Source organism: Blastococcus sp. SYSU DS1024, assembly GCF_054050795.1.
The window spans coordinates 38,196-55,190 of the sequence record NZ_JBJHAA010000017.1 but is presented as its reverse complement, the minus strand read 5'-3'; the positions used below and the strand labels follow the sequence as shown (position 1 = coordinate 55,190).

Below are 16,995 nucleotides of genomic sequence, written 5' to 3'. Positions count from 1 at the left end.
AGCCGCTGCGTCCCGGCTGCGCGGACCCCTCCGGGGTCCACTCGCCGCGACAGGACTCCCTACTTCCGGAGCACCCAGGTGGTCGTGGGCTCGTCGCGGCCGCGCAGCTCCACCTGCTCACCGCGCACCCAGCGGATCCGCTCGTCGTCGGAGGCCGCCAGCACCGTCGGCTCGCTGGCGACCGCCCGGCCCGGGTGCTCCTTGGCGAGCTCGGTGAGCCGCGCCGCCTCGTTCACCGGGTCCCCGATCACCGTGTACTCCAGCCGGCTGGCCGCACCCACCTGCCCGGCCCACACCCGGCCGCACGCGACCCCCACCCCGACGTCGACCTCGCCGGCCTCGGCGACGGCGTCGCAGATGCGCCGGGCGGCCCGCAGCGCGGCACCGGCGGGATCGGGGTGGTCGGCCGGGGCACCGAAGACGCACAGGGCGGCGTCGCCCTCGAACTTGTTCACCAGCCCGCCCTCGCCCTCGATGGTGTCGACGACGATGCCGAAGAACCGGTTGAGCAGGCCGACCATCTCCTCGGGCCCGGTGCGCCGCACCAGCGAGGTGGAGCCGGCGATGTCCACGAACAGCGCGGCGACGGTGCGCTCCTCGCCGCCCAGGGAGACCCCGGTGGCCAGCGCCCGCTGGGCGACCGTCGTCCCGACGTGCCGCCCGAACAGGTCGCGCAGCCGCTCCCGCTCGGCCAGCCCCGCGACCATGGAGTTGACGCCCTCCTGCAGCAGGCCGATCTCCCCGGCGTCGTCGACGACCACGTCGACGTCGTAGTCCCCGGAGCCGACCTGCTGCACCGCCCGGCGCAGGTCGCGCAGCGGCTGGCCGACGGCGCGGGCGGTGAGCACGGTGGCCAGCGCCCCCACCAGCAGCGCGACCACGACCAGGAACACGACGGCGGTGCGTCCCGGGCCGTCCGGGTTGCTCGGGTCCAGGTACAGCAGCACGACGCCCACCATCGGCACTCCGCTGGTGAGCCCCCAGGTGAGCAGCAGGCGGATGCGGACGCCCAGGGTGAGCGCTCCCGCGGGCGGGTGGGCCGCCAGCGCACGGGCGGTGACCGCGCGGGCGGCCCGGGCGACCAGCAGGTAGGTGACACCGGCGGTGACCACGCCGCCGAGCACCACGGCGACGGCGATCCGGGCGCCCACCCGGGCGTCGGGGAAGGTGAGCGCCCCGATCGCGCCCATCAGCACCGCGCCCAGCAGCCAGACCACCGCCCCGACGAGGGCGGTGTCCAGCGGGAGGCGCAGGGCCTGCCTGGCCTCCTCGCCGGTGGGTTCCCGGCCGGCCATCAGCCAGCGGTTCGTGGCCCGCTGCCGGCGCAGCCCCCCGATCGTGGCCAGGGGCAGCGCGACGGCGAGGTAGACCGCGGCCGCCCCGAGCACCTCGGCGCGGCCGGCGCTGCTGCCGCTGTCCTCCACCCCGATGAGCAGCAGCACCACGGTGGCGACACCGATCAGGTTGGCCGCGATGACCAGCAGCACGATGACCGGGACGGCCAGCCGGCCGCTGGGCGCCCACTCGGCCCAGCCGGTCAACCGACGGCGCACGTCGGCGCCCGCGATGCTCACGACGGGCTCAACGAGCCCCGGCCGATGTCGGCACGGCCACCGCCCGAAACGTGATCACGGCGTCATGATCACCGACCCGCGACCTCCGCCGCCCCCTCCGGTGGAGCGCCCTCCCCCTTCCGGGGACCCCCCGGGAGCGCGTGCGCCGGTGCTGTGACGGGCCCGCACGGGCAGGCATCATCACCCCGACGCCGGGGACACCCTCCCCGGACTGCGCAGGAGGAGGAGCCCGTGCCGAGCCCTCGACGGACCGACCGCGTCCGTCGGCGACGCCGGATCGACCTGCTGGTCTGCGTGCTGCTGGTTGTCGCGGTGGGGGTCCTGACGAGCGTCGTCGCCCTCGCCGGCGGTGGCGAGCGGGTGCGCCTGCTGTGGGTCGCGGCGACCGTCGCCGAGGACGGCAGTGCCCGGATCACCGAGGTGATCGACTACGACTTCGGCGGGGAGGAACGGCGCGGGATCCTCCGCCAGGTCCCGGGCCTGGACCCTGCCGAGCCGGTGGGGGCCATGTCACCGGACGCCCCCGACGACGTGACCGTCAGCGCGGACGGCGAGATCCGCGTCGGCGACCCCGACCGGACGGTGACCGGACGGCACCGGTACGTCCTCGGCTACACCCTGGACGGCGTCGTCTCCGGCGACCGGCTGGCCTGGGACGCCGTGGGCACCGGCTGGGATGTCCCCATCGACGAGATCGAGGTGCACGTGAGCGCGCCGGCCGAGCTGGCGGGGAGCCGCTGCTCCGCGGGCGAGGCCGGAGCCACCGATGCCTGCGACGTCGAGCCGGCCGGGCCCGGCCGGCTCTCCGCCCGGGTGGACTCCCTGGACGCCGGGGAGGGCGTCACGGTCACCGCGACGACGGGTGCCGCCCTCGACGGCGCCCCGGCGCTGCCCGCACCACCGGCGACCGCGCCTCCGGCGGGCGGCACGGGGCCGCTGGTGCCCGGAGCCGTCGCCGCTGTCGCCGCGCTGCTCGCGGCGGCGGGCGCGCTGGCCGCGATCCGGCGCGCCGGCCGGGAGCGGGTGCCGGCGGTCGGCATCCCGGTGACCTCCGCCCCCGGCGAGGACGCGCGGATCGACCTGGCGACGCTCGCCGACCACGCCACCCCCTCCCCCGCCCTGCCGGGAAACCTGCCTCCCGCGCAGGGCGGCGTGCTGCTGGCCGGCGCCGTCACCCCCGCGCACAAGGCCGCCTGGCTGATCGACCAGGCCGTGGCCGGCACCCTCGACCTGGAGTCACCGGACGGGCAGCCAGAGGAGGTCGTCCTGGTGCGTCGGGAGCCGGGCGACGGGGAGGTCCGCCGGCTGCTGGACCTGCTGTTCCGCGACCGGGACCGGCTCCCGCTCGGTGAGTACGACGAAGCCTTCGCCGCAGGCTGGGCGGAGCTCGGCACGCACCTCGACGCGTGGCAGGGCACCAGCGGCCTGTGGGACGGCGACGCCGATCGCCGCGCCGGCCGTCTCCGGCTGCTGGGCGGCCTGGGCGCCGTCGTCGGCGTCGCCGTGGCCCTGCTCGCCGGCTACCTGTCGATCGAGGACGTGGGCCTGCCGCTCGCGCTGGCGGCGATCGGTGGCGCGCTGGCCGGGGCGGGCGCGGCCACCGCGATCGCCGGATGGGAGCTGCGCGTGCTCACGCCGGCCGGCTCCGCGGCGTGGCTGCAGGTCGAGTCGCTGCGGCGGTTCCTCGCCGCGTCCCCGCCGACGGCGCTCGACGAGGCGATCGCCTCCGGTCAGCTCGGCCGCTACACCGCCTGGGCCGTCTCGCTGGGTGAGGCGGAGCGGTGGTCGCAGCTCGCCTCGACCGTCGACGTCCCGGCCCGCTCGGGCCAGGACGCCCGGTACCTGCACTACGCGGCCTACGGGCCGGTCCTGCTCGCCGGGTGCAGCACGGCCGGCACCGCGCCGTCGTCGTCCTCCGGTGGGAACGTCGGGGGGAGCGTCGGGGGTGGTGCCGGTGGAGGTGGCGGCGGCTCCTGGTGAGTGCTGGGTGACCGCGGCGCCGGTCACCTCGCCGGAGGCGCCACCGCCACACCACGCGAACGCACGAAGGGCCCGGTCAGCTGACCGGGCCCTTCGTGGTGGAGCTTCAGGGGTGGAGGTGGCGGGAATCGAACCCGCGTCCTTCGACGCATATCCAGGGCTTCTCCGAGCGCAGTTCGCTACTGCCTCTGCTCGACCCCATCGATCTCGCGAACAAGTCGATGTGACGGGCCCAGTCGCTGTGAGGTGTCCCATGAACGCCCGCGACCGGCGCTCATGGTGAGTCATCTAGCTGATGCCAGGATCCGGGCCGATGACGAACCCGGGCTGACAGACTCACTCCTGCTGCTTAGGCAGCGAGAGCGAAGTCGCGCTGACTGGAGTCGGCGCTTGTGTTGTTTCCAACGCGTGGTTAACGAGCTCATCGTTGGCTTCCTCGGCTCGCTTCCCCTGGACACCCGACCGAAGTCGAGACCAATCACCCCCTGTGTAGTTGTTCAGACAGCGTAACGGGCCGGTCCAGCCGGTTGTTCCCCGCCGCCCCCGCGCGTCCGGAGAGCTGCGCGGCGGGTGGCGCGGTGCCCTCCGTCAGATCCAGTCGCGGCGCTTGAACACCAGGTACAGCGTGAGGCTGACCCCGAACATCAGCAGCAGCGCGAACGGGTAGCCCCACACCTCGTCGAGCTCGGGCATGTGGTCGAAGTTCATGCCGTAGACGCCGCCCACCAGACTCGGGGCGAACAGGATGGCCGCCCAGGCCGAGATCTTCTTGACCTCCTCGCCCTGGGCGATGCTGGTCTCGGTGAGCTCGCGGATCTCCTCGTTCTGCCGCTGCGCCACCAGGGTGGCGTTCACGGTGAGGATGTCGCGCAGCTGCAGGCGGAAGCCCTCCACCCGCTCGTTGACCTGCACCACGTGGTCGGCGACGTCGCGCAGGTAGCTGCGCAGCTCCTCGTCCACGCCGTACTTGTCGAAACCGGCGGTGATCGCGGCGATGATGCCGGTCAGGGGCTGCGCCGCGCGCTGGAACTCCAGCACCTCCTGCGACAGCTCGTAGATGCGCCGCGAGACACCGGGGTCACCGCCGAACACCTGGGTCTCGATCTCGTCGATGTCGTTGGCCAGCCCCTCGACGACCGGCCCGTACCCGTCGACGACCGCGTCCAGGGCCGCGTACAGCACCGCCTCGCTGCCCTTGGCCAGCAGCGCCGGCTCGCTCTCCAGCCGGCGGCGCACCCGGGCCAGGTCGGGGGACTCGCTGTGCCGCACGGTGATCGCGAAGTCGGGCCCGAGGAACAGGTGCAGCTCCCCGAACTCCACCTCCTCCAGCGCGTCGACGTACCGCGCGGCCTTGAGCACGACGAACAGCGTGCTGCCGTAGCGCTCGAACTTCGGCCGCTGGTGCGCCTTGATCGCGTCCTCGACGGCGAGCTCGGGCAGGTCGAAGAGCTCGGCCAGCGCGCCGAGCTCCCCGGGCTCCGGCCGGTAGAGCCCCAGCCAGGCCAGCCGGTGCTCACCGAGCGAGAGCTCCTCCCGGCTCTCGGCCGGCGAGTCGGGCGTGGCCACGCGGCGGCCGTCGGAGTAGACGGCGTTGTCCACGATCCGCGAGGGTTCCGACGCCAGGGCCGACACCGACGTCGATCCCGCACCGGGCGGAGCCGGCTGCCGGACGGGCGGGAAGAGCTCGAGCCGCGGTCGGCGGGTGAGGGTGGACAGGGCGGTCAGCGGCGCACGGCGACGCTCGGCCATGACGGACTCCCGGGGCGAGGGGACGACGGTGGGCACCGGTGCGGTCCTCGCGGCCCCTCAGCGGGGAGGGGCGCCTCAGCGGGCGGGGAGGACCTGGGGACCGGTACTGGGAGGCTCACTGCGCACGGCGTCCCCCTCCCGGCTCCGGGCTGTTCCCGCCCCTGATCTCGGCCGTCGTCCATCTTCCCACGCGGGCCCGGGAGCGCGGGCCGTGTCCTCGCCCACACGGGTGAACCGGTGGCCGCGGTGGGCGGCCGCCTGGACCGCGCCCGGCGATCGCTCGGCCGACGTCGTGACGCGCCCCGGTCAGGGCCGGGTCCGGCCCTGGCCCCGGAAGGACCCTGCTCCCCCGCAGTGGCCGGGTCAGCGGCCGAAGATGCCCTGGCCGAACGCCCCGTTGGCGGTCAGCACGCGCGACAGCCCCTTGCCCAGCTCGACCACGCGGGCCGTCTTCTCCGCGCCCAGCGACAACCACGGATCGGCGGCGAGGGCGTCGGTCTGCACCTCGATGCGGGCGCGCAGCTCGGCGCCCTCCTCGGTCAGACCGGCGTCGTCGAGGAGCCCCCGGTCGGCCAGCGCCGCGCACCCGGCCGTCCACTGCTCGTCGCTCCACCCGCGGGTCGCCTTGGCCGCGGGCACGGTGAACCCCCGGCCGGTGGCGCAGTGCGTGATCAGGGCCTCCAGCCCGGACAGGCCGGCGTGCACCAGGACGGCGACGTGCCCGTCCCCGCGGTGTTCGCGCAGCAGCGTGGCGCCGTGCCACGCGGCAAGCAGCGGCTCCTCCGGCCACGGCAGGTCGGCGTGCCCGGCGTACAGCGGCCGGCCTTCCGCGCTCAGCCCGGCGCACGCCTCGCGGAGCAGCCCGGCCAGCTCGGCCACCTCGGGGCTCCCGGCGGTCTCCTCGCCGAGCAGGCGGGTGAGCGAGGCGCGGGCGGCGTCCAGGCGGGCGGCGAGCACCTGCTCGGGCGATGCCAGCGACCACGCGCGCGGGATCATGTGCGCCACCAGCGAGGGCGCGAAGTTGTAGAAGGTCGCCGTCACGACCCCGGCGCCGACGGCGCCCATGGCCGCGGCCCGCCCGGCGAAGTAGACCATCCGGCCCGGCCGCAGGCCGACCGCACCGAGGTGCTCGTCCTGCTCCGGGGCGAAGTACAGCTGCGAGTGCAGCGGGTCGATCGCGCGGTGGGCGCGGCCGACGAGGGCAGGATCGAAGGCGGGTGCGGACTGATCGACGCTGACCATGGGCGCACCCTAGCCAGCGGCCACCGGAGGCAGTGAGCGGGACCACGCCACGCGGGTCCGCACCGTCGTGAAGCCCAGGCTCTCGTAGAGCCGCAGCGCTCCGGTGACGTTGTCGCTGTCGACGTCGAGGGCCGCCACGGTGCAGTCCCGCGCCGCGGCCGCGCGCAGGCTGTCGCCGATCATGGCCGAAGCCAGGCCGCGCCCCCGGGCACCGGGGAGCACGCCGATCTGGCCGAGCACCACCTCGCGGTAGCCGCGGGCCCGCGTGTCGGCCTCGTACACGTAGGCCAGCACGTACCCGGCGACGGCGCCGTCGGCGACGGCGACGGCGAGCACGGAGAGGTCGGGGCGGAAGGCGCGGCTGCCGGTGAACAGCCGCTGCCAGGACTCGGCGTCGCGCTCGCTCGACCCGTGGTGCTCGGTGAAGGCCGCGTTGTGCGCGCGCCGCACCTCGTCGTCGCGGTCCCAGGTGAAAGGGACGAGATCCACGGCGGAGACCTGGCGGGTCTCCGGCAGGTCGGCGAGCCGGCGCTCCATGGTGCGGTACCAGCGCTCCGCCTCGAGCCCGCTCTGCTCGACCAGCCGCTCCAGCCGCGGCTGCGTGCCCGAGACGGCCACCACCAGCCGGGCGGGGGCCTCCGGGTGCCGCTCGGCGTGCACCTCCGCGCCGCGGGCGAGCTCCCACCGCAGCAGCGCCGTCCCGATGCCCTGGCCGCGCCCGGCGGGGTGCACCCGGCCGTCGAGGACGATCCGGAAGGCGTCGCGGAAGGTGGGGCTGGCCGAGACCACCGCGTAGGCGGCGAGCGCGCCGTCCGCGTCGGTGACGGCCACGCCGTCCCGCCCCGGGTCGACGCCCCAGCCGGCCCACTCCTCGGCGACGTCGTAGGCGTCGGGGAACTCCCCGGTGTCGTCGAGCGGCTCGGCCGCGATCAGCAGCTCGGCCACCGCCGGGACGTCGTCGCTGCTCAGCGGACGGACGGCGAGGCCGCCGGGGACGGTGGGGAGAGCGGGCACGGCTGCAGAGGGTAGGCAGCCGTGCGGCGCGGGGCGAGCGCTTTTCTACAGCCGCACGAACAGGCAGAACGGGTGGCCCGCAGGATCGGTGAACACGCGGACGTCCTCCTCCGCATCCGTGTGCCCGCCGACCCGGCGCGCGCCACCCGCCTCGGCAACCGCCGTGGCGGCGTCGAGGTCGTCGACCTGGAAGTCCAGGTGCAGCTGCATCTGCTGGGTGCCCGGCTGCGGCGGCCACACGGGCGGCACGTGGTCGTCCTCCCGTTGGAAGGAGAGCCCCGGACCGCCGTCCTCGGGCCGCAGCGTGGCCCACTGCGGATCGTCGTCGCCGATCGGCCAGCCGAGCAGGCGCTGGTAGAAGCGGGCCAGCCCCTGCGGGTCCGGCGTGCCGAGGACGGTCGCCGTCAGGCGGATGCTCGGGGTCACGCCTCGATCGTGAACAGCCGGGCGCCGTTGTGCCACAGGACGGCCCGCAGCCACTCCTCCCCCAGGTCCAGCCGGTGCAGCGCGGCCAGCTGGTGGGCGTAGGGATACGGGATGGACGGGAAGTCGCTGCCGAGGAGCACCTTGTCCCGCAGCGCGGCCAGCCGCGGGAGGTCCGCCGGGTCGAAGGGCATCAGCCGCTGGGTGAAGTCCGTGGCGAACATCGTGGTGTCCAGGTGGACCCGCTCGTAGCGCTCGGCCAGGTCGAGGAACTCCCGGTACTCCGGCATGCCGAGGTGGGCGATCACCAGCTGGAGCCGGGGGAACCGCTCGAGCAACCCCTGCATCGGCACCGGACCGGTGTGCTCCCCGGCCAGCGGCCCCGAACCGCAGTGGATGACCACCGGCGTGCCGGTCTGCTCCAGCCGCGCCCAGACGTCGTCGAGCAACCGGTCCCGCGGGTCGAAGGCGCCGACCTGCACGTGCACCTTGAAGATCCGCGCACCACGGTCGAGCGCGGTGGCGACGTAGTCGGTGACGCCCGGCTCGGGGAAGAACGTGGCCGACTGCAGCACCTGCGGGCGACCCGCGGCGAAGCCGGCCGACCACTCGTTGAGCCAGGCGGCCATTCCGGGCTTGTGCGGGTACGGCAGCGTCGGGAAGGCGCGCACCCCCAGCCGCGCCAGGACGGCGAGCCGCTCCTCCTCGGGCAGCCGGTAGGCCACCGGCCAGTCCGCCCCGTAGTGCGTGCCGGCCGCCTCGAAGTACTGCCACACCTTGGCCTGCACGCGCTCGGGCAGGACGTGCACGTGCACGTCCACCAGCCCGGGCAGGCCGAGCTCGCCCCAGTAGCGGGGGACGTCGTCGTCCGACTGCGGCGGCTGCACCTGGGCCATGCCAGGACCGTAGCCGCGGGCGCCGGTCCCGCAGGCGCCCGGTCAGCCGACGGTGACGACGACCTTGCCGCGCACGTGCCCGCCGGCGACGAGCTCGTGGGCCTGCGCGGTCTGCTCCAGCGGGAACGCCTTGGCGACCGCCACCCGCAGCTGACCGGCGTCGGCCATGCGTGCCAGCTCTTCCAGGTCGTGCCGCTCCGGGCGGACGAAGACGTAGCGCCCGCCCATGTCGTTGACCGAGGGGTCCACGACGCTGGCGATGCGGGCCACGTCGCGCACCTGCTGCGGCGCGTCGGCCAACGATTCCCCGCCGTTGAGGTCGAGCACGGCGTCCACCTTCTCGGTGAGCTGCTCGCTGATCGGGCCGGCCGAGTAGTCGAGCACCTCGGCGGCGCCGGCCTCGGTGAGGAAGCCGTGGTTGCGGGGGCTCGCGGTGCCGATGACGTGCGCGCCGAGCGCGACGGCGATCTGCACGGCGAAGAAGCCGACCCCACCGGCGGCCCGGTGCACCAGCACGCGGTCGCCCTCACCGACTCGGAGCGCCTCGGTGAGCGCCTGGTAGGCGGTCAGGCCGGCCAGCGGCACGCCGCCGGCCTCGGTGAAGGACAGCGACTCCGGCTTGTGCGCCAGGCAGCGCTGCGGGGCGGGCACGAGCTCGGCCGCCGTCCCCCACTGGACGTCGTCGCGCCGCAGGTACCCGAGCACCTCGTCGCCCGGGGCGAAGTCGACCACGGCGGGGCCGACCGCCTCCACCACGCCGGCGAGGTCCCAGCCCGGGACGATCGGGAAGTGGTGCGGGAAGAACCCGGCCAGGTGGCCCTCGCGGATGCCGATGTCGACCGGGTTGACGCCCGCGGCGCGGGTGCGCACGAGCACGGTGTCCGGGCCGACCGGCGGATCGGGGAGGTCGTCCCGCAGCTGCAGGACGTCCACGCCCCCGAACCGGTCGTACGCGATGCCCTTCACCGTCGTCCCTTCACGTACCGCCCGAAGGCCTTCTGGATCTCCCGGCGCGAGTCGCGCTCGGCGAGGTCGTGCCGCTTGTCGTAGGACTTCTTGCCCTTGGCCAGGGCGAGGGTGGCCTTGACCTTGCCGTCCTTGAAGTACAGGTCCAGCGGCACCAGCGTCAGGCCACCCTCACGGGTCTTGCCCATCAGCTTGTCGATCTCCTCGCGGTGCATGAGCACCTTGCGCTTGCGGCGCGGGGCGTGGTTGGTCCAGGTGCCCTGCACGTACTCGGGGATGTGCACGTGCTGCAGCCACACCTCGCCGTCGTCGATCGAGGCGAACCCGTCGACGAGCGAGGCACGGCCGGCCCGCAGGCTCTTCACCTCGGTGCCGGTGAGCACCAGGCCCACCTCGTAGGTGTCGAGGATCGAGTAGTCGTGCCGCGCCTTCTTGTTCTGGGCGATCAGCTTGCGCCCGGTCTCACGCGGCATGGCCCCAGGTTACCGGGCGGCGCGCCACCGTCCTCGCCCAGCGAGTACGACGAACTCGTGGCCATCAGCGTTCGATGACCACGAGTTCGTCGCACTCGGTGCGGCGGCACCGCGGCCAACGGCCGCCGGCTAGATCCGGACGTACAGCCGCAGGGTGACGAAGGCGGCGATGGCGGCCAGCGCGACGCCGACGCCGGTGACGACCACGCTGTTGGTGATGATCGCGCTCCACTCGACCGGCGGGATGATGCCCGCCCGGATCGGACCGGAGAGGGTCCGGTCGATGAAGAGCACCTTGGTCATGATCAGCCCGCCGGCGGCGAGCAGCCCACCGATGAGGCCCGCGATCGCCGCCTCGAGGATGAACGGCAGCTGGGTGTACCAGCGGGAGGCGCCGACCAGCCGCATGATGTTGGTTTCGTTGCGCCGGTTGAACGCCGCGAGCTGGATGGTGTTGGAGATCAGCAGCAGAGCCGCCAGCGCCTGCACGACCGCGACGGCGATCGTCGCGTTGCGGGCACCGTTGAGCAGGCTGAACAGCCGGTCGAGGAACTCGCCCTCGTCCCGCACCTGGTCGACGCCGCCCTCCCCGTTGGGGAACTGGGCGGCGATCACCTCGTAGCGCTCGGGGTTCACCAGTTCCACGCGGAAGCTCTCCGGCAGCGCGTCCGGCGGGGTGTTCGCCACCAGCTCCGGCTGCTGGCTGAACTGCTGCTGGAAGCGCTCGTAGGCCTCCTCGCGCGACTCGTAGATGAAGCTCCGGACCTCGTCGGAGGACTCCAGCTCGCTCTGGATCGCCTGCCGCTGCTCGTCGGTGACGTCGTCGGCCAGGAAGATGGAGACCTGCACCTTGTCGTAGTAGATCTCCTTCATCTCGGAGATCATCCCGGCGATGAGCAGGCCGGTGCCCATGAGCCCGAGCGAGATGGCCGTGGTCAGGATCATCGCGACCGTCATGGTCAGGTTGCGACGCAGCCCGGTGGCCACCTCGGAGAGCACGAAGTTGACGCGCATGGATTCCCTGTCGTGGAGTGCGTGCGGACGCGATCGGCGGTGTCGGTGCGGCGGGCGCTGCTAGCGGCCCACGCCGTAGACACCGCGCGACTGGTCGCGGGTGAGGACTCCCCCGTTGAGCTCGATGACGCGGCGGCGCATCGAGTCGACGATGTGGTAGTCGTGCGTCGCCATGAGCACCGTGGTGCCGGTCCGGTTGATCCGCTCGAGCAGCAGCATGATGCCCTCGCTCGTCTCCGGGTCGAGGTTTCCGGTCGGCTCGTCGGCCAGCAGCACCAGCGGCCGGTTGACGAACGCGCGGGCGATCGCTACCCGCTGCTGCTCACCACCGGAGAGCTCGCCGGGGAGCCGGTTGGCCTTCCCCTCCAGCCCGACCATCTCCAGCACCTCGGGGACGACCCGCTTGATGGTGCGGTGCGGCTTGTTGATCACCTCGAGGGCGAAGGCGACGTTCTGCGCGACAGTGCGGTTGCGCAGCAGGCGGAAGTCCTGGAAGACGCAGCCCATGGTGCGGCGGAGCTTGGGCACCTGCCACTTGCTCATGGTGTTGAGCGTCTTGCCGTTGACCACGATCGTCCCCGACGTCGGGTCCTCCTCCTTCAGCAGCAGCCGGAGGAAGGTCGACTTGCCCGAGCCCGAGGACCCGATGAGGAAGACGAACTCGCCCTTGTCGATCTCCGTGGACACGTCGTCGAGGGCAGGCCGGCCGCCGGCCGGGTACAGCTTGGTGACGTGTTGCATTTCGATCACGAGGCGCCACGGTACTAGTCCCGGGGCCTCGGGCGGCCTGATCGCCACGGAACGCTCCGGACTCGTTCTCGCGGTGTGTCACCGTCGAGCGGCTACCGCCGGGTCACCCGGTCACGGACGGTTGCGTCCGGCTCCCCGCCGGGCCGGAATGTGACGTCGCCGACCCCGTCCCGGCAGCCCCCCGCGGCTCCCCGTCCGGCGACTGCGGAACGGCACTCGGGCGGCCATCCCCCTGCCGCCTTCCGCGCCCCGGTCCGCTCCTCGCTCGTTCCTCGCTGCGATGCTCCCGCGGCTGTCAGGCGGCCATCCCCCTGCCGCCTTCCGCGCCCCGGTCCGCTCCTCGCTCGTTCCTCGCTGCGATGCTCCCGCGGCTGTCAGGCGGCCATCCCCCTGCCGCCTTCCGCGCCCCGGTCCGCTCCTCGCTCGTTCCTCGCTGCGGCGCTCCCGCGGCTGTCAGGCGGCGTCGACGGTCTCCTGCTGACGCCGCCACCGGATGCCGGCCTCGATGAAGGCGTCGATGTCCCCGTCGAGGACGGAGGCGGTGTTACCCGTCTCGTGCTCGGTGCGAAGGTCCTTCACCATCTGGTAGGGGTGCAGGACGTAGGAGCGCATCTGGTTGCCCCAGCTGCTCCCCTCACCCTTGAGCGCGTCCATCTCCGCCTTCTGCTCCTGCTGGCGGACGACGAGCAGCCGGGCCTGCAGCACGCGCAGCGCGGCGGCCCTGTTCTGGATCTGGCTCTTCTCGTTCTGGCAGGAGACGACGATGCCGGTCGGGATGTGGGTCATCCGGACGGCGGAGTCGGTGGTGTTCACGCTCTGCCCACCCGGACCCGAGGAGCGGAAGACGTCGACCCGGATCTCGTTCTCCGGAATGTCGACGTGGTCGGTCTGCTCGACCACGGGCAGCACCTCGACTCCGGCGAAGGAGGTCTGCCGGCGGCCCTGGTTGTCGAACGGGGAGATGCGTACCAGCCGGTGCGTGCCCTGCTCGACCGACAGGGTGCCGTAGGCGTAGGGCACCTTCACCGAGAAGGTGGCCGACTTGATGCCGGCCTCCTCGGCGTAGCTGATGTCGAGCACCTCGGTCGGGTACTTGTGGCGCTCGGCCCAGCGCAGGTACATGCGCATGAGCATCTCGGCGAAATCGGCGGCGTCGACGCCCCCGGCCTCCGACCGGATGGTCACCAGCGCCTCGCGGGAGTCGTACTCGCCGGAGAGCAGGGTGCGCACCTCGAGCTCGTCGATCGCCTTGCGCAGGTTCGCCAGCTCCTGCTCGGCCTCGGCCGTGGTGGCCTCGTCGCCCTCCTCGGCGGCCATCTCGTGCAGCAGCCCGACGTCCTCCAGGCGGCCGCGCAGCTCCTCCACCCGGCGCAGGTCACCCTGCATGTAGGAGAGCTTCGAGGTGAGCGCCTGGGCGGCCTCGACGTCGTCCCAGAGGTCGGGCGCGGCGGCCTGCTGCTCGAGCTCGGCCACCTCCCGGCGCATGCGGTCGACGTCGAGGACGGCCTCGATCGACTTCAGGGTCGTGTCGAGCTCGTCCAGGACGACGGAGAAGTCAGCGGAGGCCACGTCGACCCAGGGTAGTGCGCCCCCGCTCCGGGTAGGGAGGGATGCCATGACCGACCCGAACCGACCTCGCTCGCGAGAGGACTACGAACGCGGCCTGCCCGACCACCACGACCCCACGGCCGGCTTCGCCGGGGCGCGGCCGGCCCGGTCAGCGCTCACCCTCCGGCTCGCGCTGGCGATCTTCGGGCTCGTGTTCTGCGTCCTCGCCGGTCTGGGCTGGCTGATGGTCGACGACCTGCCCACCTGGCCGGCCGTCCTGCTGTTCATCGCGGGGGCCGTCGCCGCGGTGGACATCGTGGTGATCGTGCGGCGCAAGGCGCGCGGCGAGCCGGGCTGACCGCGGCGGTCAGCCGGACGTCGGGGAGCCGAGGCCGCGGGCCAGCGCCCCGGCCTCGGTGAGCAGCGGCGCCGGCGGCGCCCCCGCGCAACGGACGGCCATCCAGCCGGGGATCTCCTCTGCCGGCATCGGCCGGGCGATGTGGAAGCCCTGGCCGAAGGTGCAGCCCAGCTCGGTCGCCAGGGCCAGTTGCTCGGCGGTTTCGACACCTTCGGCGAGGGTGCGCATGCCGACCGCCTGCGCCAGCCCGACGACGGCGGCGATCGCGGCGGCGGACTCCCGGGCCCGGCCGGCCACGCCGACGACGAGGCTCCGGTCGATCTTGAGGACGCCGGCCGGGAGCGAGACGAGCTGGCCGAGCGAGGAGAACCCGCGACCGAAGTCGTCGATCGCGACCTCCACGCCGGTGATCCGCAGAGCGGCGAGCTGGGCGGCCGCCGCGTCGAAGTCGGCGGCCACGCTGGTCTCGGTGAGCTCCACGATCAGCCGCTCGGGCGGCAGCCCGGCCTCGGCGAGCGCCGCGGCGACGTCGGCACCCAGCGTGCCGGTGGCGAAGTGCTCGGCCTCGATGTTGACGCCCATGACCAGCGGCAGCCCCACCGCGTTCCAGACCGCGCCCTGCCGGGCGGCGGCCCGCAGGACCCAGCGGGTCAGCGGGATGATCAGGCCGTGCTGGGCGGCCAGCGGGAGGAACTCCCCGGGTTCGAGCAGCCCGCGCTGCGGGTGCTGCCAGCGCACCAGGGCCTCGACCGCCGAGCAGTCGCCGGTCGCCAGCTGCACCACCGGCTGGTAGTGCAGCACCAGCTGCCCGTGCTCGATCGCCTCGCGCAGCTCACCGGCCAGCTGGAGCCGTTCCTGCACGGCCCGCCGCAGATCGGGGGTGAACACGCGGATCCCACCGCGCCCGGCCGCCTTGGCGGCGTACATGGCCAGGTCCGCGTCCCGGACCAGATCGGTCGAGCGGATCCTGCGACGGTCACCGCGGCCGATGGCGGCGATGCCGATGCTGGCGCCCAGGGTGAGCGTGCGCCCCGCCAGCTCGAACGGGGCCTCCAGGGCGGCCTGGCACCGGGTGGCGAGCGCGTCGGCCCCCTCGGTGCCGCAGTCCCGGCACAGGATCACGAACTCGTCGCCGCCCAGCCGGCCCACGGTGTCCTGGCTGCGGGTGGCCTCGAGCAGCCGGGCCGACATCTGGCGCAGCAGTTCGTCGCCGACCTCGTGGCCCAGGGAGTCGTTGACCTCCTTGAAGCCGTCGACGTCGAGGAACAGCACCGCCAGGGCCGGACGGTCGGGCTTCTGCAGCTCGTCGTCGATGAGTTCGTGCAGGTAGGCGCGGTTGGGCAGCTCCGTGAGGTGGTCGTGGCGGGCCTGCCAGGACGATGCCAGCTCGGCACGCACCCGCGCGGTGACGTCGGTGTGGGTGACCACGACGTGCCCCTGGTGACCCACCCGGGTGGCCTGCACGTGGAACCAGAGCCGCCCGGCGCCGGCCGGGCTGGGCAGCGAACGGTCGATCGACACGTGCGTGCGCTCGCCGGCGATCAGCTCGCGCAGTTCGGTGATGAGCCCCCGGCCCTCCGGGTCGTCGGCCAGGCCGACCGCCTCGGCGTAGTAGTCCGCACCGGGCCGGATCGACTGCCCGTGCTCGCGCCCGGCGGCGACCCAGGCCGAGTTCACCATCACGATCACGCCGTTCGGGTCGAGCAGCACGGTCGGGGACGGCAAGGCGTCGACCACGGCACCGACGAGAGCGGCGTCCCGGTCAGGCGTCGCTCCGCCGTCCCGGCCGCGGAGCGGCACGCCCGCCTCGTCCCCGCTTGGCTCCACGTCTCCTCCGCCGGTCCACGGGGCGCCCGGTGGCACGCCGCTCGTCCCCTCCATCGGCAGGTGTGATCCCTACCGCAGCCAGCTTCCCCTCTTCTCCCCGGAAAGAGGGAAGGTCAATCGGCGGTCTCCGCAGCGATCCACCGCAGGTAGTCGGGGTTGCCGCCGACCAGCGGGAGCGCGATGACGCACGGGACGTCGTAGGGGTGCAGCTCCCGCGTGCGCGCGACGACCCGGGGCACCAGCGCCCGGCGGGTGTGCAGGGCCACCCGGGCCTCGGTCTCGTCGTGCACCGTGCCCTCCCAGCGGTACACCGACCGGATCGGCGTCACGTGGTGCCCGCAGGCGGCCAGCCGCTCCTCGACCAGCGTGCGGGTGAAGCCGGCCAGCCAGTCGGCGTCCTCGGCGGTGACGACGACCTCGCAGAACTCCTCGTCCATGCCCGGATCCTCCTCGGGCGAGCTCGTCCTGCGTGGAACCGGGGGTCGCGGGGGTAGGGGGCCGGGCATGAGCGACGAGATGACGATCCAGCTGGACGGCGAGGAGTACGTGGTGAGCCCGGAGGGCGAGGGCCTGCGGGTCGGCCGCCGCGTCGGGAACGAGGTCACCTGGCTCGAGTCGGTGGACGGGAGCCTGCTGGACGACCAGGCGCGCACCGCCCTCTCCAACGGCGACAGCTCCGACGAATCGCTGCTGCGGGCGGTGCGGGGCGTCGTGCAGGCCGAGGTCGAGCGGGGCGGCTGACCTCCCGGGGGCGGCCGCTGCGGCGCCGGCCGGCCGACCCGAGCGATCGGGTCGGTCGGCCGGCCCGACGGCCGCAGGCCGTCCCGACGAGCGGCGCGCCCCGCGGCGGGGACGGATCACTGCAGGTAGCCGTCGCCTCCGGCCAGCATCGTGAGCACGACCATGGCCGTGAAGACGATCACCGCCGCGGCGAGGACGCCGAGGGCGCACAACCAGCCGTGGTACTCCGGGCCGCGCTTCTCCGCGGGCTGCACCGGCCGTCCCCCGGCACGGTCGACCGCCGGACGGGGCTCGACCGGAGGCCGCTCCGCCGTGCCCGGACTCCGCTGCACGTCGACGCTCATGACCACTCCCTCTGCTCTGTGGTCGGGCGCCGTCGGGGCCCGACCGGGTCCTCCACCGGACCCGCTCCCATGCTGGTCGCGGGGAGCGCTCGCGCG

17 protein-coding genes and 1 other RNA gene are annotated in these 16,995 nt (G+C 73.7%); 3 read left to right on the top strand and 15 right to left on the bottom strand.

Going from position 1 to position 16,995, the window contains the following annotated elements:
- Positions 1-59 precede the first annotated feature (59 nt).
- Positions 60-1,574, bottom strand: coding sequence for an adenylate/guanylate cyclase domain-containing protein (locus ACI79S_RS15405; protein WP_456594317.1), 1,515 nt, complete (start codon positions 1,572-1,574; stop codon positions 60-62).
- A gap of 231 nt (positions 1,575-1,805) precedes the next feature.
- On the opposite strand from ACI79S_RS15405, the gene ACI79S_RS15400 reads away from it, so the two are divergent.
- Positions 1,806-3,554 carry a DUF2207 domain-containing protein gene (locus ACI79S_RS15400; RefSeq protein ID WP_456594316.1) on the top strand — a complete coding sequence of 583 codons (1,749 nt, stop codon included), beginning with the start codon at positions 1,806-1,808 and terminating at the stop codon, positions 3,552-3,554.
- Positions 3,555-3,664: 110 nt separating this feature from the next.
- On the opposite strand, the gene ssrA is transcribed toward ACI79S_RS15400, so the two are convergent.
- From ssrA to prfB, 11 genes are all read right to left on the bottom strand, one after another.
- Positions 3,665-4,040: a transfer-messenger RNA gene (ssrA, locus tag ACI79S_RS15395) on the bottom strand.
- 102 nt (positions 4,041-4,142) lie between these two features.
- Positions 4,143-5,339: a magnesium and cobalt transport protein CorA gene (locus ACI79S_RS15390; RefSeq protein WP_456594315.1), complete on the bottom strand. Its 1,197-nt coding sequence runs from the start codon at positions 5,337-5,339 to the stop codon at positions 4,143-4,145.
- A 327-nt stretch (positions 5,340-5,666) separates the two neighbouring features.
- Positions 5,667-6,545, bottom strand: a complete 879-nt coding sequence (locus tag ACI79S_RS15385) for an SCO6745 family protein (protein WP_456594314.1) — start codon at positions 6,543-6,545, stop codon at positions 5,667-5,669.
- A gap of 9 nt (positions 6,546-6,554) precedes the next feature.
- Entirely contained in the window at positions 6,555-7,559 is a 1,005-nt protein-coding gene (locus ACI79S_RS15380; RefSeq protein WP_456594313.1) for a GNAT family N-acetyltransferase, read from the bottom strand.
- Positions 7,560-7,604: 45 nt separating this feature from the next.
- Positions 7,605-7,985 carry a VOC family protein gene (locus ACI79S_RS15375; protein ID WP_456594312.1) on the bottom strand — a complete coding sequence of 127 codons (381 nt, stop codon included), beginning with the start codon at positions 7,983-7,985 and terminating at the stop codon, positions 7,605-7,607.
- Positions 7,982-8,878 carry an amidohydrolase family protein gene (locus tag ACI79S_RS15370; RefSeq protein WP_456594311.1) on the bottom strand — a complete coding sequence of 299 codons (897 nt, stop codon included), beginning with the start codon at positions 8,876-8,878 and terminating at the stop codon, positions 7,982-7,984. The genes ACI79S_RS15375 and ACI79S_RS15370 overlap by 4 nt, the downstream gene beginning before the upstream one ends.
- A 42-nt stretch (positions 8,879-8,920) precedes the next feature.
- Positions 8,921-9,844, bottom strand: coding sequence for an NADP-dependent oxidoreductase (locus tag ACI79S_RS15365; protein WP_456594310.1), 924 nt, complete (start codon positions 9,842-9,844; stop codon positions 8,921-8,923).
- Positions 9,841-10,317 (bottom strand): SsrA-binding protein SmpB, encoded by a 477-nt coding sequence (gene smpB / locus ACI79S_RS15360; RefSeq protein ID WP_456587375.1) that lies wholly within the window; start codon positions 10,315-10,317, stop codon positions 9,841-9,843. Before smpB ends, ACI79S_RS15365 begins: the two co-directional genes overlap by 4 nt.
- 129 nt (positions 10,318-10,446) lie before the next feature.
- Entirely contained in the window at positions 10,447-11,331 is an 885-nt protein-coding gene (ftsX, locus tag ACI79S_RS15355; protein WP_456594309.1) for a permease-like cell division protein FtsX, read from the bottom strand.
- Positions 11,332-11,391: 60 nt separating this feature from the next.
- The gene (ftsE, locus tag ACI79S_RS15350) at positions 11,392-12,072 is read right to left on the bottom strand and encodes a cell division ATP-binding protein FtsE (RefSeq protein ID WP_456594360.1); all 681 of its coding nucleotides are present in this window, start codon (positions 12,070-12,072) and stop codon (positions 11,392-11,394) included.
- A gap of 462 nt (positions 12,073-12,534) precedes the next feature.
- Positions 12,535-13,650, bottom strand: coding sequence for a peptide chain release factor 2 (gene prfB / locus ACI79S_RS15345; protein WP_456594308.1), 1,116 nt, complete (start codon positions 13,648-13,650; stop codon positions 12,535-12,537).
- 46 nt (positions 13,651-13,696) lie between these two features.
- Between prfB and ACI79S_RS15340 the strand changes: the two genes are divergently transcribed.
- Positions 13,697-13,987: a DUF6343 family protein gene (locus tag ACI79S_RS15340; RefSeq protein WP_456594307.1), complete on the top strand. Its 291-nt coding sequence runs from the start codon at positions 13,697-13,699 to the stop codon at positions 13,985-13,987.
- Positions 13,988-13,996: 9 nt separating this feature from the next.
- Here the strand turns inward: ACI79S_RS15340 and ACI79S_RS15335 are convergent, their stop codons facing one another.
- Positions 13,997-15,724 carry a putative bifunctional diguanylate cyclase/phosphodiesterase gene (locus ACI79S_RS15335; RefSeq protein ID WP_456594306.1) on the bottom strand — a complete coding sequence of 576 codons (1,728 nt, stop codon included), beginning with the start codon at positions 15,722-15,724 and terminating at the stop codon, positions 13,997-13,999.
- Between the two features lie 203 nt (positions 15,725-15,927).
- Complete coding sequence (cutA, locus tag ACI79S_RS15330) at positions 15,928-16,251, bottom strand: divalent-cation tolerance protein CutA (protein ID WP_456594305.1); 324 nt, start codon at positions 16,249-16,251, stop codon at positions 15,928-15,930.
- Between the two features lie 67 nt (positions 16,252-16,318).
- Here cutA and ACI79S_RS15325 point away from each other — a divergent pair, with 67 nt between their 5' ends.
- Entirely contained in the window at positions 16,319-16,555 is a 237-nt protein-coding gene (locus tag ACI79S_RS15325) for a hypothetical protein (RefSeq protein WP_456594304.1), read from the top strand.
- A 116-nt stretch (positions 16,556-16,671) separates the two neighbouring features.
- Here ACI79S_RS15325 and ACI79S_RS15320 read toward each other — a convergent pair whose 3' ends face one another.
- Positions 16,672-16,899: a hypothetical protein gene (locus ACI79S_RS15320; protein WP_456594303.1), complete on the bottom strand. Its 228-nt coding sequence runs from the start codon at positions 16,897-16,899 to the stop codon at positions 16,672-16,674.
- Between the last annotated feature and the right edge of the window lie 96 nt (positions 16,900-16,995).

Bases quoted from the DNA above. Each gene is read 5' to 3' on its own strand.
- cutA (WP_456594305.1), bottom strand. From the start codon at position 16,251: ATGGACGAGGAGTTCTGCGAGGTCGTCGTCACCGCCGAGGACGCCGAC.
- ACI79S_RS15320 (WP_456594303.1), bottom strand. From the start codon at position 16,899: ATGAGCGTCGACGTGCAGCGGAGTCCGGGCACGGCGGAGCGGCCTCCG.
- ACI79S_RS15325 (WP_456594304.1), top strand. From the start codon at position 16,319: ATGAGCGACGAGATGACGATCCAGCTGGACGGCGAGGAGTACGTGGTG.
- ftsE (WP_456594360.1), bottom strand. From the start codon at position 12,072: ATGCAACACGTCACCAAGCTGTACCCGGCCGGCGGCCGGCCTGCCCTC.
- ACI79S_RS15340 (WP_456594307.1), top strand. From the start codon at position 13,697: ATGACCGACCCGAACCGACCTCGCTCGCGAGAGGACTACGAACGCGGC.
- ACI79S_RS15385 (WP_456594314.1), bottom strand. From the start codon at position 6,545: ATGGTCAGCGTCGATCAGTCCGCACCCGCCTTCGATCCTGCCCTCGTC.
- ftsX (WP_456594309.1), bottom strand. From the start codon at position 11,331: ATGCGCGTCAACTTCGTGCTCTCCGAGGTGGCCACCGGGCTGCGTCGC.
- smpB (WP_456587375.1), bottom strand. From the start codon at position 10,317: ATGCCGCGTGAGACCGGGCGCAAGCTGATCGCCCAGAACAAGAAGGCG.
- ACI79S_RS15370 (WP_456594311.1), bottom strand. From the start codon at position 8,878: ATGGCCCAGGTGCAGCCGCCGCAGTCGGACGACGACGTCCCCCGCTAC.